Consider the following 15666-nt stretch of genomic DNA (forward strand, 5'->3'; position numbering starts at 1 on the left):
GGGTTGCGCTAGGGTAAGTGTGTGTATTTAAAGTCCCTGACCCTGAAAGGCTTTAAGTCTTTCGCGAACACGGTCCACATGAGCCTAGAACCGGGGGTGACCTGTGTCGTTGGCCCTAACGGTTCGGGCAAATCGAACGTGGTCGATGCGCTGGCTTGGGTGATGGGCGAGCAGGGTGCCAAAAATCTGCGCGGCTCACAGATGTCGGATGTCATTTTTGCCGGCACCAAAACGAGGGCTCCGCTGGGACGTGCGGAAGTCCAATTGACCATTGATAACACCGATGGTGCGCTGCCTATCGAATACTCTGAGGTGACGATTTCGCGCACCATGTTTCGGGCGGGCGGTTCCGAGTATGCCATCAACGGAACCCCGGTGCGCCTGTTAGATATTCAAGAACTGCTTTCCGACACCGGGATGGGTCGGGAAATGCACGTCATTGTGGGGCAGGGGCAACTCGATCGGATTTTGAGTGCTTCCGAACTGGAACGGCGCGCTTTCATCGAGGAAGCTGCTGGAGTGCTTAAGCACCGGCAGCGTAAAGATCGAGCGTTGAAAAAACTGGACAATTTGGCGGTCAACCTTTCCCGCGTCCAGGACCTCACTAATGAAGTCTCGAAACGGTTGGGTCCCCTGGGTAAACAGGCCGAGGCGGCCCGGAAAGCCGCCCGAGTCCAAGCCGAACTCGCTGACGCGACTGCCCGTTTGATTGCAGACGCGGTGGCGCAAAACAAAGAAAAAGCTGGGTCGCAAACCGCCTCCAAGGAACAAATTTCGGCAAAAATCGCGGATTTGGAAACCCGTCTGCAAGAGGTAAACACGAAGCTGAATGTGGCGAAATCGAGTTTCGACGAGGTTAGCCCGGAGCTGGAGAAACTCACCCAGACCTGGGCTGAGCTGAGCACCTTGGCGGAACGTTTGGAATCTTTGGCGAACCAGGCCCGAGAACGCGCCAATGCTTTGGAAGAAACTGCGGAACTGACCCGGACTGCCGACACCACCGAGCTGGAAAAACGGCTCGAAAAAACTCGTGAGGAGATTACCGAAAAACAAGCCGCCGTAGCGAAAGCCGACGATGCGGTCACCCAGACCAAAGCAGCCGAAGTGCGAGCCAAAGAGCGCGAATTCGCGGTGCGCTCCCAGATTGAAAAAGTGCAGCGTGCCCGGGCGGACAAGAGAGAAACTCTGGAGCGGCTGCGCGGAGCGGTCACTACCGCCGCCTCGCTGGCAGAGGAAGCGGCGGGGAACCTCAGCCGGATGGAAGAAGCCCTCCAGGCCGCTGCGCAACGCGAAACAGCTTGCGCCCAGGAACTCAGCAAGGTTGAGGCAGAGCTTCCTCCCGGGGTGGCAGACGGAACTTTGGCAGCTCAAGAGGAAAAACTCGCTACGACTGTGGCGACAATCCAAGAGAAAGTCTCGCAACTGAACAAAGAACTCGGCGAAGCCCGGGAAGAGGCCGCTTTTTGGGAGGCGAAACGCGAGGTTTTGGCGAAAACCTTGCAACCCGAAGACGCCGCCGGGGCAGTAGTGAAAGCGGGGCTGAACGGTGTCAACGCGGCGCTTTTGGAAACAATCTTGGTTGAGGCTGGATGGGAAGACGCGATAGGGGCCGTGTTTGGACAGTGGTCTAAAGCGCTGCTGACCTCGGGGGTCGAATCAGCCGCGGACGCACTGCGTTTTGTCCGTCAGCAGTCCGCGGGTCAGGTTCACCTGCTGGTCGCGGACGGTTCAGAAACTCCATTCGGAGCTCAAGGTTCGGATAGTCTGGAGAAAGCGAAACTTCCAGCCGGGGTGTGCTGGGCTAGGGAGTTGGTCAATGCCCGGAAAGGGAACACTTTGCCCCCGGTGGTGGCGACTCTCTTGGCGGGGGTGGCGGCCTGTCCGGATTTGTCAGAAGCCCGCGATTTGGTGTTGACCGGGAAGGTTGCCGCGGCGGTGACTCAGGCAGGGGATTTTCTTTCGTCTACCCGGATTGTCGGCGGCGGGGATCCCGATGCGGGGATTTTGCGGCGCGCCTCGGAATACGATGAGGCGGCGGCACAGGCTGAAGCGGCGGCTGTGGCGGCTGATCAGGCCGATGGTCAGTTGGCTCGGGCGACGACCGAACTGGCTGCGGCGCGGGAGGAATACGATGCGGTGGCGGCACAGCTCAAAGCTCAAGATGCGGCGGCAGCAGCAGCAGCTGCAGCGGTAGCGGCTGCCAAAGCGAAGCGTGGGGCGGCCCAGGCAGAAGTCGAACGTGCCGGGAAACACCTGGAACAGGCTCGTGCGGAAACAGAGAAACGCCAGGAGGCTCTCAAGCAAGCACAGGAAACTTTGGACGCCAGCCTGAAAGCCCAGGACGAAGCTGGGGAGGATGAGCCGGACTTTTCCGCCGAACTGCAAGCCGCAATCGAAGCGGTATCGGAGGCTCAAACCGCGAAGTCGGACGCTCATATCGCGGCGCATGTGGCTCGTCAAGAACTGGAATCACTAGAATCGCGCGCCGCCTCGCTGCAGCGTAACATTGCGGCAGAACAAGCCGCCGCTCAAGCAGCAGCCAGCCGGGCGTTGGTGCGGGAACGGCGCCGGAAACGGTCTGTCTACGTGATGGAACAGGCTGAAGCTGCCCAGCGGTTGGCTCACGTGGCGGCGGCCAGCGCTCAAGCCCAGCGTCAGGCCAGTACCGCCAGCCGGGAACAGCTGCAAACTGAGATGGAGACGCTGCGCGCCGCCGTGGACGACCTGAGTCGTCAGCGTACCGACCTCAAGGATGCTTCCATTCGCGATGAGGTTGCTTTGGCGGAGGTTAACTCCAAGTTGGCACGATTGCTGGAACAAGCCCAGCAGGAGTGCGGTCTGGATGAGCCCACTTTGCTGGCCGAGTACGGTCCGCACAATCTGGTTCCCGTATTCGACGAGTCTGGTGAAACCATCGAGCACGTTCCCTTTGTTCGAGAGGAACAGGTAGAACGCAAAGCCCAGGCACAAACCGAATTGAAACGGATTGGCAAAGTGAACCCCTTGGCGTTGCAAGAACACGAAGCCTTGGTGGCGCGACACAAATTCTTGGCTGACCAGCTGGCTGACCTGAAAAAGTCTCGTGACGACCTGATGAATGTGGTGGCGGAAGTTGATCGCCAAGTCGAGGAAGTATTCGGCAAAGCGTTCGCAGACGTCTGTGCCGCTTTCAAAGATATTTTCCAAGTCCTGTTCCCCGGTGGGGAAGGCAAGCTGACCTTGAGCGACCCGAAAGACCTGTTGAATACCGGCATCGAGATTGAAGCGCGTCCTGCGGGCAAGAACGTGAAACGCATGTCCCTGCTCTCGGGCGGGGAACGTTCCCTAGCAGCGTTGGCTTTTCTGTTCGCGATTTTCCAAGCCCGACCCTCACCGTTCTATGTGCTCGATGAGGTCGAGGCCGCTTTGGACGACGTAAACCTGTCTCGGCTGCTGGGGGTTTTCGAAATTTTGCGTGAAAACTCGCAGTTAATCATCATTACTCACCACAAACGTACGATGGAAATTGCGGACGCACTGTACGGGGTAACGATGAAGGAGGGAACCACGGCGGTCATTTCGCAGCGCCTGGTGAAAAACCCCGGCGCCAACGAGTGACAAATCCTGCGAGATGCAGCCGTGAATTAGGTAAACCTACCGAAGTTAGAGATAGGATAGCACCGAATGTTCAAGCGGATGAGAGACGTTTTTACGCGGTGCTACGAGAGACGTTTTGGATGGAATCAATGAATATCCTTAGTACGACACTAAATAATTCACAGGGTCTGGAAGGCTACACTGATCCGCTCATTTTTATGATTCCGTTGGCTATTGCTTTCGTGGTTATCGTTATCGTTGCCAGCGCCTCTCAAATTGACTCGAAGCAACGCAAGATTCGCAACGAGGATCGCCTGTTGGACACGTTGGAGCGGATTCGCGATGACAGCAGTAAGGACGGAGAAAGCTCTGACGACGCACCGCCCATCCAGCTGCAACAAGGTGAAAAAGAGCTGAGAAATATCGTCGAAAAGACCATTCGAGCCAATGGTCACAGCGATGATGAATCCCCTGATGATGACGTAGAACTCGAGCCGACCACCTCTGAGACTGATCATTTTGCGGATGCGGGCGCGGATCACGTTGGCCCGGAAGACGAAGACGACTTGGATGAGGCGCAAGGTGACTGGGGCGAGGAAGATGATGACTTCGATGCGGAAGAAGTCATCATAAAACCTGATGGGGTCTATTGCGACCCGGACGGGCTGTGCTTCAAACCGCTTCCCGGTCAGAGCGTAGAAGAAGCCCGCGCCGCAGCTCGAGCCGCTATGGAAGCGGCGGAAGCGGCAATGACAGCGGACGCAGCACAGGAGGATGCCACTTCGGAAACGGAGTCGGAGCCGGAATCTGCAGCGGCAGTCTCTGAGGAATCAGAACACTCCGAGACACCGGAGGACGCCGCGGATTCCGAGACTGCAGAGGAACCCGAGCCAGACGCACAGACTGAGCAGTCAGTTTCTGACACTGCCGAGCAGACCGAACCCGAAGTTGAGGAAATCGAAAAACCGGAATCCAAGACCTCCCGAATGCGCCGCTTGAAGGAGCGCTTGGCCGGTAAGGGCAAATTCGGGCGGGCCATCCTCAATGTGTTGTCCAGCGCTGATCTGGAAGACTCTGATTGGGAAGCGATTGAAGATGAACTGTTGGCTGCCGACATGGGCGTTGAGCCGACCGTGGAACTCATTGGCAAACTCAAGGTAAAACAAAAGGTCGCGGGCGAAAAAGACGCTACACAGGTGCGGCGTATGGCCAAGCGGATGCTCACCGATATGCTCGACCGGAAAGCCGAACGTAGCCTCAACCTGGAAGTTCCCGAAGGCTCTCCCACCAAGACCGCCGGTATCTTAATGGTTGGCGTTAACGGCGGAGGTAAGACGACCACCGTGGGCAAACTCGCGCGCCTGCTGGTGGCTGACCGCAAGACCGTAGTATTGGGCGCGGCCGATACGTTCCGTGCTGCTGCCGGGGAACAGCTGCAAACTTGGGGCGACCGAGTCGGCGTGCCGGTGGTGCGCGCCGAAAAGGACCAGGCTGACCCTGCCTCCGTGGCTTTCGATGCGGCGAAGACCGCTCGTGAGGCCGGCAGTGACGTGGTTTTGATTGACACCGCCGGACGCTTGCAAAACAAAGTCGGTTTGATGGACGAACTGGGCAAAATCAAGCGCGTAGCTGAAAAGCAGGTTCCCATCACCGAAGTCCTGCTGGTTATCGATGCCACTACCGGGCAAAACGCTTTGAGCCAGGCAAAAATCTTTACCGAAGCGGTGGGTGTGACCGGTATCGTTTTGACTAAACTGGACGGTTCTGCCAAAGGCGGGGTCATCGTGCCTTTACAGCGGGAACTGGGGATTCCGGTGAAGCTCGTTGGTTTGGGTGAAGGTCCCGACGATTTGGCGCCCTTCGTGCCCGGCGATTTCGCTGACGCCCTGCTGGATGCCTAGATTCGCCTAGCGGTTTCCGGTTCTTTCGGGAGATAACGGCGTATACCGCCGGTCTTTTGTGCCAACACGTGTTGCGTGGCGCGCCCCACCCCCCACTTTTGCCCGAAATCTTGCCTCACTATAAAATCGACGTGTGTTCAATAATCTGCAAGACCGCCTGACAGAATCGTTTAAGAACCTTCGCAAGAAGGGCAAGCTGAAGGAATCCGACGTTGACGCCACCGTTAGTGATATCCGCCGCGCCCTGATTGAGGCTGATGTGGCCTTGGAGGTCGTCAAGGATTTCACCGCTACCGTAAAGGAAAAGGCTTATGGGGCGGCTCGGTCTGAGGCTTTGAACCCGGCCCAACAGATTGTGAAAATCGTCAATGACGAGTTGATTAACATTCTGGGCGGTGAGGACCGGGAACTGCATTTCGCTAAGCCCGGCAAAGGCCCGACCGTATTCATGTTGGCCGGCCTGCAAGGCGCCGGTAAAACGACTCTGGCCGGGAAACTCGGCAAATGGCTGGCGAAAGACGACCGGAAAGTCTTGCTGGTGGCGGCGGACTTGCAGCGTCCCAACGCGGTCAACCAGTTGCAGATTGTGGGCGAACAAGCGGGGGTCACTGTTTTCGCCCCCGAACCCGGTAACGGGGTGGGCGACCCGGTCGATGTGGCGCGGCGCGCTTTGGCACTGGCCTCCGGTTCGGGCTATGACGTGATGATTGTCGATACCGCCGGACGACTGGGCGTAGATGAGGAACTCATGGCCCAAGCCCGTTCTATTCGCGACGAGGTGCAACCCGATGAGGTCTTGTTCGTTCTGGACGCCATGATTGGCCAGGACGCGGTGCGAACCGCGCGGGCTTTCCAAGAGGGCGTGGATTTCACCGGTGTGGTCCTGACCAAGCTGGATGGCGATGCCCGCGGCGGTGCGGCCCTGTCTGTCCGGGGTGTCACCGGGGTTCCGGTGCTGTTCGCCTCGACCGGGGAGGGCTTGGACGACTTTGAGCGGTTCCACGCCGACCGGATGGCGTCGCGGATTTTGGATATGGGCGACCTGCTGAGCCTCATCGAAAAGGCTCAGGAAACCTTCGATATGGAGCAGGCCGAAAAGCTGGCCGGCAAGATTCAACAGGGTCAGTTGACTTTGGAAGACTTCCTCAACCAGCTGCAACAGATTCGCAAACTCGGTTCGATGAAGAAACTGCTGGGCATGATGCCGGGGGCGGGCAAAATCCGGGAACAGCTGGATCAATTTGATGAGCGCGAAGTCGACCGGATTGAAGCTATCGTCCGTTCGATGACTCCCGCGGAACGCCAGGACGTAAAGATTCTCAACGGCTCGCGCCGCGCGCGGATTGCCGCCGGGTCTGGCACCACGGTCGCGGACGTGAACGGTTTGGTCGACAGGTTCCAGATGGCGCAAAAGATGATGAGCGGCGGCGGCATTCCCGGTATGGGCGGCGGCGCAGACGGAATGGGAATGATGCCCGGATTCGGCCGAATGCCGGGCATGGGTAAGCATTCGAAAGCGAAGCAGACGGCAAAATCTGGCAAGAAATCCAAAGCCCAGCGCAAGGCAAAATCTGGCAATCCCGCCAAGGCAGCCCGTCAAGCCCGAGAAGCCTTGGAAGGAATTTCCGCCACCCCCATGAGCGGGACCGGTGCAATGCCCAACCTGCCCGGTTCTCTGCCCGCCGGTCTGGGCGGGCTCAAAGGCATGGGTGGTCTCGGCGGGTCGCCGCAGAAGTCCGCGCCGGCCACCCCCGCTCTGACCCCTGACGATCTACCTGATGACATCAAACGGATGCTGGGCGGTCTGTGATGAGATCCCGGGGGGCGACAAACCCGGATAACCTGCACTTTACCGGGGCTTTTCTGTGGTCGGAACACCCCAGCGTAGAGGGAGAATACACCGGTCAGGCGACGACAGCATCTTGTGAATCCCAGTGGGTACACGGCGACCTGTATATTCACGACGGCATCGTGAGCCGAACGGCGAAACCCGCGCTGACTTACCGAAAGGTCAGCGGCTTCGCGATTCCCGGACTGGTGGACGTACATTGCCACGTTGGTGTGACCCACGCGGGTAGCGTACCGGTCGAAACCCAGCGGGAACAGGCCGAACTTGCATTGAGTAAAGGCACACTGCTGATTCGTGACTGCGGGGTGCCCTCCGATACCCGCTGGATTGACCAGGTGCCTGAGTTGCCGAAAATCATTCGCTGCGGCCAGCACCTGGTGCGACCCAAACGCTATATGCGCTACTACGGGCTGGAGCTGGAAAAAGAATCCGATTTGCCCGCGGCGGTTGCCCAACAGGCCCAACGCGGCGACGGTTGGGTGAAAATCGTGGGGGACTGGATTGACCGATCCGATGGGGCCGAATCTGATTTGCAGCCGCTGTGGTCCACCGCGGTGCTGCGTGACGCGGTGGCGGCCGCGCACCAGAACGGGGCGCGGATGACCGTACACACTTTCGCCCACCGCACGATAGAGGGCCTGTTAGATGCCGGGGTGGACGGTATCGAACATGGCACCGGCATGGATTCGGACGAAATCCTCGAAGCGCAGCGCCGCGGTATCCGCGTGACTCCGACCATGCTGCAAATCGCGCGGTTTTCCGATTTTGCCGCCCAGGCGGGGACAAAATATCCGGTGTATGCCGCCACGATGACCGCTTTGGATCAGTCTCGGGTGGCCCATCAAGCCGCGCTGTATGAAGCGGGGGTCCAGCTGTTGCCGGGCACCGACGCCGGTGGCTACCAGCGCCACGACGCCCTGCCTCAAGAGCTACGGCAGTGGTTGGACTTAGGTGTTTCGGCACCCGAGATTATTGACCTGGCCACCTGGAAGGCTCGGGACTACTTGGGTGCCCCCTCGCTGTGGGAGGGTGCCCCCGCTGACCTGGTGTGGTACGACTCTGACCCGCGCGCAGACCTCAACGTTTTGGAACAGCCCGCCGGAGTGGTTCTGCGCGGAGCTCTCGTGGCCGGGGCGGTTAGAGAGGCCGCGCACCGTGCCTGAAGGTCATTCTATTCACCGGCTGGCCGCCCAGTTTACCCAGGTCATGAGCGGTGAGGTCGTTGCGGCCTCCTCTCCGCAGGGGCGTTTCGCTGAGGGCGCCGCAGTGCTAGACGGCCAGCGTTTGGTTGACGGGCAAGCCTACGGGAAACATATGTTTCTCGGTTTTACTCCGCGTCAGACCGACTCCGCCGCGACCGTTGCCGAGTCCAAACCGCCCCTGACCTGGCTGCATATTCACTTGGGGATTTACGGTTCCTGGCGATTTTACGGGGATTCTCAGTTCATCGCCCCGCATGCCGGTCCGGCGCTGAACTTTGCTGAAAATGCGGAGCCTAACGCGGAAATCGTAGAGATTCCGGTGCATACTCACCATGATGACTCCGCTTTTGCACCCCACGAACATTTCGCGGATCGCTGGTTTTGGACCCCCGCGCCTTTCACGCCGCCCCAGCCCTACGGGACGGTACGTCTGCGCCTGGTCACCACGCACGGGGCGGCGGACCTGTCCGGGCCAAACACTTGTGAACTGCTGGACGAGGAGGGCGTTGCCGCGGTCTTGGCGCGGCTGGGACCCGACCCGCTGCGTCCTGACAGCGACTTTAGTGAGTTCGTGAAACGCTGTGCCACTCGTCAGAAGGGTATTGGGGAGGCTCTCATGGACCAATCCGTTATCGCCGGAGTGGGCAACATTTATCGCGCCGAAGTGCTGTACGCGGCACGTCTGAACCCGTTTACGCCCGCCCGTGAGGTGACTGCGCGAAAACTGCGCCGAATCTGGAACTGGCTGGAAGAATACCTACCCCTCGGCGTGGAATCGGGACGGATCACCACCGCAGATCCTGACGATTACGCCGCTTTCGTTGAACGCGAGTTGGCCGCGGGACGCGAGCCCCAAGCTATCGACTCCCGATATTATGTCTACCAGCGCCAAGACCGACCCTGCCTGCGCTGCCGCGCCAGCATCAGACTCAAAGTAGCGGGGGGACGAAAACTCTACTGGTGTCCACGCTGCCAACGCTGAGGGCACGGAAAACCGCAACCCCGGCGACCCTGCCGGGGAATCCCGCCTGGTGCGAGTGTCACGCAAAGGTGGAATAATCGAAACCGTGAGTGAAGTAAACCTGGGGATGCCCACCAAGTCTCTGTCCGCCCGCGAACCGTTGGCGCCGCGCCATCAGACCCGCAAAATCCAGGTCGGCAGCGTCGCCGTGGGGGGAGATGCTCCGGTGAGCGTCCAGTCCATGACCACCACCCTGACTTCTGACGTAGAGGCGACCTTGCAGCAAATTGCCGAACTGACGGCTGCGGGCTGCGACATTATCCGGGTGGCGTGTCCTTCCGCGGACGATGCCGCGGCGCTGCCCGAAATCTGTAAACGTGCCACCATCCCGGTGGTGGCAGACATTCACTTTCAGCCCAAGTACGTGTTCCAAGCTATCGAGGCCGGCTGCGGGGCGGTGCGGGTGAACCCCGGCAACATCCGGGCTTTTGACGACCAGGTGCGCGAAATCGCCCGAGCCGCCTCCGACCACGGCACCGCACTGCGCATCGGGGTCAATGCGGGGTCTTTGGACAAGCGGTTGTACGAAAAGTTCGGGGGAGCCACCGCTGAGGCGCTCGCCGAGTCCGCCATGTGGGAGGCATCGCTGTTCGAGGACGTGGATTTCCATGACTTTGCCATCTCGGTGAAACACCACAACCCGGTGACGATGATTCAGGCCTACCGCCTGTTGGCCCAGCACGGGGACTGGCCGCTGCACCTGGGCGTGACGGAGGCCGGCCCGACTTTCCAAGGCACCATCAAATCCGCAACCGCTTTCGGGGCGTTGCTCTCCGAAGGGATTGGCGACACGATTCGGGTTTCGCTTTCGGCTCCTCCGGTCGAGGAAGTCAAGGTCGGGTTAGAGATTTTGCGTTCTCTGGGCTTGCGGAAACGCAACTTTGAAATCGTGTCCTGCCCGTCCTGCGGACGTTCCCAAGTCGACGTTTACACGCTGGCCAATGAGGTTACCGCCGGGCTGAAAGACATCACCTACCCGCTGCGGGTCGCGGTGATGGGCTGCATTGTCAACGGTCCGGGTGAAGCGCGGGAAGCCGATTTGGGCGTGGCCTCCGGCAACGGCAAAGGCCAGATTTTCATTAAAGGCCAGGTCATCAAGACCGTCCCGGAAGCGGAGATTGTGCCAACCCTGATAGCTGAAGCGAACCGGTTGGGTCGGGAGCTGGGCTTGGAAGCGGGTGAACCCCAGGTGAACGTAGCCGGTTGAGGACCCACGGCGAGGTGCCGGTATCGTGGGGGTTTCCGGCGTTTTGCTTTGGCAAGCGCAGTCGGCTGGTTATCCGCGGAGGTTGTGTAGCTCGGGGCACTAGGCCGGTCGGGCGGGGTTCCCGGTTTGGTGCAACCGGGAGGTGGCGAGAGGCTAGGATAAGAGTTACTGCTTAGATTTACCGAGGAGTTATGGAAAATGTCTGAAACCGCGTTGCAAAAAGCTACTATTCCTTTCGATGGCCGAGTGCAGTCCGGGGTGGAACAGCCTCCGCAGGCGCATCTGGAAGTTTTGGGGATGAACCTGGAACCTAGCCTGGACCAGGCGGCGTTCATTGAGCTGCTCAAGGACCTGACTGCCACAGCCCGCGAGTTGACCCAGGGCAACCCGATTCCGAACTTCCTAGCTCCGGAAATGGTCGCGGTCACCGCTAACCTTACCATCACCTGCGGTTTTGGAGAGCGGATTTTTGATTTCTTGGGTAAGCCGGAACTAAAACCCGAGGGCTTGCATGACATTCCCGCTTTCAAACTCGACCAGCTGCAGGAACGCTGGGGTCAGACCGATTTAGTGTTCCAGATTTGCTGCGACGACCCGGGCACCCTGTTCGCGGCCGGTCGCCTGATCCTGGCCAAGTGCGAAGGCAAAGCCACGTTGCAATGGATGCAAAAGGGCTTCACTTACGCCTACGGTTCAGCCCCGCGCGGCACGACCCCGCGAAATCCGTTCGGTCAGGTTGACGGCACCGTGAACCCGTCCACCGCGGAGGAATTCTCCGAGCAGGTGTGGTTGGACGGCTCTGGCGACCAGGCCTACCTGGACGGTTCCACCATTATGGTGCTGCGCCGGATTCAAAACTTCCTCGATCCGTGGGAATTACTGGACCGTCCCGCCCGGGAGCGCGTCATCGGCCGCAAACTTTCCGATGGCGGTCCGTTGAGCGGTGGTGGCGAGTTCGATGAGGAGGACATGGACGCGGTAGACGAAGCCGGTAACTTCATCATTGATCGGCGCTCTCACCTGGCGCTGTCCCGCGAACATACCGAAGACGGTTCCGATAAGCTGCGTCGCCGCGCTTTTGCCTACGACGATGCCCCGGAACCGGGACAGTCTGACCTGACCAACAGCGGTTTGGTGTGGATTTCTTTCCAGCGCAACCCGGATTATCAGTTCACGGCCATTCAAAAGCGCCTGGATATGCACGACTTGTTGAACAAGTTTATTTCCCACATCGGTTCGGCAGTTTACTGGATTGTTCCGGGAACCAGCGCGGAAACCTATTGGGGACAGGGTTTGCTGGAAAAATAGGCCAGAGCGTTTACGAGTTCGCGTCCGTACCCAGGGGCAAATTTTCGGTCCCGGTGGCGATGGACTGACGAATGGCGCGCAGCAGCCCGCGTTGAGAGGCTTCGAGTTCCTGCGCTAAGCCGTGTAGGCGCCGCAGGGTTTCCGCGTTATCGGTGTCCGTCAGTGTTTCCGGTGTGGGATTTTTCCCCAAGGACTCCAGGAAAGCCATTTCGCCAGCCCATTCGCGCCGCTTGTCACGCCACTGCTGCAGCGGTGCTACCAGGTTCGGATCCTTCGGGATGTAGCGCACTGCCTCAATGACTTGGTTATCCCGCACGATGACACGGTCCGCCGCAGAGAGGGTCTCTTCATAAATGAGTTTGATTTCGTCGTGCCGGGGGACTGCGTCTGGAATGACGGTGTCGCCGTGGAAGTGACGAATCAGCCACACGACACCCAAGGTCAGAGCGATAGTGCCCACCACTATCAGGAAATAGACCAGGTTTTGCGTAGCTGTCCACTTGTCTTGAGGAATGACCTGAGCGGGTATCATCATTCCCCAATACGGCGCCGACAACGAACTCATGACTGGATTTTAACAAACTTTCGCCCCCTTGCGGTGCCGGCGGACCCGGTTTGCCCAGGAAACCCCAGTTTTCGCCCGAACCACCGGAATTGCGAGGTGTGGGGGGAGATAAATTTTTTGGTAACCTTGTAAAGGCAGCGACTGGCGATGCCTACCAGACCCCGGATTGTTTCGCGGGGACAGTGGGCAGGAGGAATAACCCTCCGGGGAGCGCATTTACACAATCGGACGCCTGGGTTGTGCTCGCAAAACTATGGAGGAACTATGACTGAAGTCATGAACCAGCCCCTTTCTGAGGTTGATCCGGAAATCCAGGCCGTGCTGGATGCTGAACTGAATCGTCAGCGCGACACCCTGGAAATGATTGCGTCGGAAAACTTTGTGCCCCGCGCCGTATTGCAATGCCAGGGCAGCGTTTTGACTAACAAATACGCCGAAGGCTATCCGGGCAAACGCTATTACGGCGGCTGCGAAAACGTTGACGTCGCTGAGACCCTGGCCATTGAGCGGGCCAAAAAGCTGTTCGGAGCCGATTTCGCGAACGTGCAGCCCCACTCTGGCGCCCAGGCGAACGCGGCGGTGCTTTCCGCGCTCATCAAGCCCGGAGACAAGATCATGGGCCTGAGCTTGGCGCACGGCGGTCACCTCACCCACGGCATGAAGATTAACTTTAGTGGTCGTCTCTACCAGGTCGCAGCCTACGGAGTGGAACCGGATACCAAGCGTATCGACATGGATCGGGTGCGGGAACTCGCGTTGGCCGAGCGCCCTGACGTGATTATTTCCGGCTGGTCCGCCTATCCGCGGCACCTGGATTTTGCGGCTTTCCGTTCTATCGCGGACGAGGTCGGGGCCTATCTGTGGACCGATATGGCACACTTTGCGGGTCTGGTCGCCGCTGGTTTGCACCCCTCCCCGGTGCCTTACGCGGACGTGGTTTCCACGACCATTCACAAGACCATTGGCGGGCCGCGTTCGGGTCTGATTCTGTCCCGTGATGGGGAAAAGTTCGGCAAGAAGATCAACAGTTCCGTTTTCCCCGGTCAGCAGGGTGGTCCCCTGATGCACGTGGTCGCGGCGAAAGCAGTGGCGCTCAAGATTGCCGGCACGCCTGAGTTTAAAGAGCGGATGCAGCGCGTCATCCAAGGCGCCCAAATTTTGGCCGAACGCCTGATGGCGCCCGATTGCCAGGCGGCGGGCATCGACCTGTTGACCGGCGGCACCGATGTTCACTTGGTGCTGGTGGACCTGGTTAACTCCAACCTGGACGGGCAACAGGCCGAGAACCTGCTGCATGAAGCGGGCATTACCGTGAACCGTAACGCAGTGCCGTTCGACCCGCGTCCCCCGGCGGTCACTTCCGGTCTGCGTATCGGCACCCCGGCTCTGGCTACTCGCGGCTTTGGCGAGGCGGAGTTCCGCGAGGTTGCCGACATCATCGCTTCTGTGCTGGTGGACGGTGCCGCGGGCGAATCCGCGGTGGACGTGGCCAAGTATCGGGCTCGGGTGGCGAAACTGACCGAAGCCTTCCCGCTCTATCCGGGACTGGTGCAATGAGGGCGCCCTGGGAGGGGCCAGCTCAGGTCCTGGACGGCAAAGCCACCGCTGGTGCTATCAAAGCCGAGTTGCAGGCGCGTGTCGCCGCGGTACGTGAGCGCGGGGTTATTCCCGGGCTGGGCACTATCCTGGTCGGCGAGGATCCCGGTTCCGTAACCTACGTGGCTGGTAAACATCGGGACTGCGCGGAGGTCGGCATCGAGTCCATTCGGGTCGATTTGCCTGCCACCGCCAGCCAAGACGAAGTCATGGCGGCGGTGCAACGGTTGAACCAAGACCCGGCCTGTACGGGATATATCGTGCAGCTACCGTTACCTAAGGGTATGGACACGAACCGGATTTTGGAAGCTATCGACCCGGATAAAGATGCCGATGGCCTGCATCCCATGAACCTGGGCCGTCTGGTGTTGCGGGTGTCAGAGCCGATAACTTCGCCTTTGCCCTGCACTCCCCGGGCCGTCATCGAACTGGGTCGTCGTTTCGGTCTGGATTTCAACGGTAAAGACGTGTGCGTGGTGGGGCGCGGCACTACGGTGGGTCGTTCCATCGGGCTGCTGCTGGGACGTAAAGATGTCAACGCCACCGTGACTTCGTGCCATACCGGCACCCAGGATCTGGCTGCGAAATGTCGCCAAGCGGACGTCATCGTGGCTGCCTCCGGGGTCGCGGGCATTATCACCGCGGACATGGTCAAGCCCGGCGCTGCTGTGTTTGACGTGGGAGTGTCTCGGGTTATCGACCCGGATACCGGCAAGTCTCGATTGCACGGTGACGTGGCGGACGGGGTCGACCGGGTGGCCGCCTGGTTGACGCCGAATCCCGGCGGGGTTGGGCCGATGACCCGGGCGTTGCTGCTGGTCAACGTGGTCGAAGCCGCGGAACGCGCGGCCGGGATTTAAATCTTAATCTCCCTAACGGCGGTGACAGGCTGATTTTTTCGGGCTGTCACCGCAGCAGGTTTCTTTTAACGAAACAAAGTTGCGTATTCGCGTGTTCGGCAAGCTCAACAGATGGCCGAATCTCAGATTCCCTTCCAAAAGACCCTTTCCGAACATCAGAGGGCAGATTTGTCAGTAATTTCGCATAGAGTGCGGATTGAGACCATGGTGCCTGCTGAAATCCTTCTCAAGCTCAAAAATGCAAAAGACGACGTTATCGCCGTTTAGGGTCGGATAGCGCCCTGTCGACTCGAGTTATTTACCCGGCTTAGACCGGATATAGGAGGGTTTATTTTTCAATTTTGCTCACAATAAGGGCCACATCCCCTGTGCTCAGTGACATGGCCGAGGTAACATCATTCTTGTTTCGAGGGGCTGTTAAACCTACGCACAAAAGACGTGCTTGGGAGGAATGCGGAATTTTTGGACAATCCAGAAAGCTCCTTCCCCCGAATCTGGATAATTACCTAGTTATGGAAGGGATAATCATGACTGATTTTCACGGTCGTCACTTTTTGAAAGAACTCGATTTTACTCCTGCT

General features: G+C 59.2%; 11 protein-coding genes. 10 read left to right on the forward strand and 1 reads right to left on the reverse strand.

What is annotated here, in order from left to right; translation table 11 throughout:
* Window positions 1-21 precede the first annotated feature (21 nt).
* The 7 genes from smc (at window position 22) to RQ935_RS09120 (ending at window position 12064) form a co-directional block, all read left to right on the forward strand.
* Entirely contained in the window at window positions 22-3597 is a 3576-nt protein-coding gene (gene smc / locus RQ935_RS09090; RefSeq protein ID WP_311498110.1) for a chromosome segregation protein SMC, read from the forward strand.
* A 119-nt stretch (window positions 3598-3716) separates the two neighbouring features.
* Window positions 3717-5477 carry a signal recognition particle-docking protein FtsY gene (gene ftsY, locus RQ935_RS09095; protein ID WP_311498111.1) on the forward strand — a complete coding sequence of 587 codons (1761 nt, stop codon included), beginning with the start codon at window positions 3717-3719 and terminating at the stop codon, window positions 5475-5477.
* 133 nt (window positions 5478-5610) lie between these two features.
* Complete coding sequence (gene ffh / locus RQ935_RS09100; RefSeq protein ID WP_311498112.1) at window positions 5611-7287, forward strand: signal recognition particle protein; 1677 nt, start codon at window positions 5611-5613, stop codon at window positions 7285-7287.
* Window positions 7287-8489 (forward strand): amidohydrolase family protein, encoded by a 1203-nt coding sequence (locus RQ935_RS09105; protein ID WP_311498116.1) that lies wholly within the window; start codon window positions 7287-7289, stop codon window positions 8487-8489. The genes ffh and RQ935_RS09105 overlap by 1 nt, the downstream gene beginning before the upstream one ends.
* Window positions 8482-9510 (forward strand): zinc finger domain-containing protein, encoded by a 1029-nt coding sequence (locus RQ935_RS09110; RefSeq protein WP_311498113.1) that lies wholly within the window; start codon window positions 8482-8484, stop codon window positions 9508-9510. Before RQ935_RS09105 ends, RQ935_RS09110 begins: the two co-directional genes overlap by 8 nt.
* A gap of 85 nt (window positions 9511-9595) precedes the next feature.
* Window positions 9596-10756 carry a flavodoxin-dependent (E)-4-hydroxy-3-methylbut-2-enyl-diphosphate synthase gene (gene ispG / locus RQ935_RS09115; RefSeq protein WP_399532376.1) on the forward strand — a complete coding sequence of 387 codons (1161 nt, stop codon included), beginning with the start codon at window positions 9596-9598 and terminating at the stop codon, window positions 10754-10756.
* A gap of 198 nt (window positions 10757-10954) precedes the next feature.
* Complete coding sequence (locus RQ935_RS09120; protein WP_311498114.1) at window positions 10955-12064, forward strand: Dyp-type peroxidase; 1110 nt, start codon at window positions 10955-10957, stop codon at window positions 12062-12064.
* Window positions 12065-12074: 10 nt separating this feature from the next.
* On the opposite strand, the gene RQ935_RS09125 is transcribed toward RQ935_RS09120, so the two are convergent.
* Window positions 12075-12629, reverse strand: coding sequence for a hypothetical protein (locus tag RQ935_RS09125; RefSeq protein ID WP_295027209.1), 555 nt, complete (start codon window positions 12627-12629; stop codon window positions 12075-12077).
* Window positions 12630-12893: 264 nt separating this feature from the next.
* Here RQ935_RS09125 and glyA point away from each other — a divergent pair, with 264 nt between their 5' ends.
* From glyA to RQ935_RS09140, 3 genes are all read left to right on the forward strand, one after another.
* The gene (gene glyA / locus RQ935_RS09130) at window positions 12894-14186 is read left to right on the forward strand and encodes a serine hydroxymethyltransferase (RefSeq protein WP_311498115.1); all 1293 of its coding nucleotides are present in this window, start codon (window positions 12894-12896) and stop codon (window positions 14184-14186) included.
* On the forward strand, window positions 14183-15085 hold the full coding sequence (locus tag RQ935_RS09135) for a bifunctional methylenetetrahydrofolate dehydrogenase/methenyltetrahydrofolate cyclohydrolase (protein ID WP_297346860.1): 903 nt from the start codon (window positions 14183-14185) through the stop codon (window positions 15083-15085). The genes glyA and RQ935_RS09135 overlap by 4 nt, the downstream gene beginning before the upstream one ends.
* A gap of 380 nt (window positions 15086-15465) precedes the next feature.
* The coding region (locus tag RQ935_RS09140; protein WP_295027204.1) for a hypothetical protein at window positions 15466-15666 on the forward strand (201 nt) is incomplete at its 3' end.

The sequence above is a fragment of the uncultured Mobiluncus sp. genome, assembly GCF_963511525.1.
Taxonomy (GTDB): domain Bacteria; phylum Actinomycetota; class Actinomycetes; order Actinomycetales; family Actinomycetaceae; genus Mobiluncus.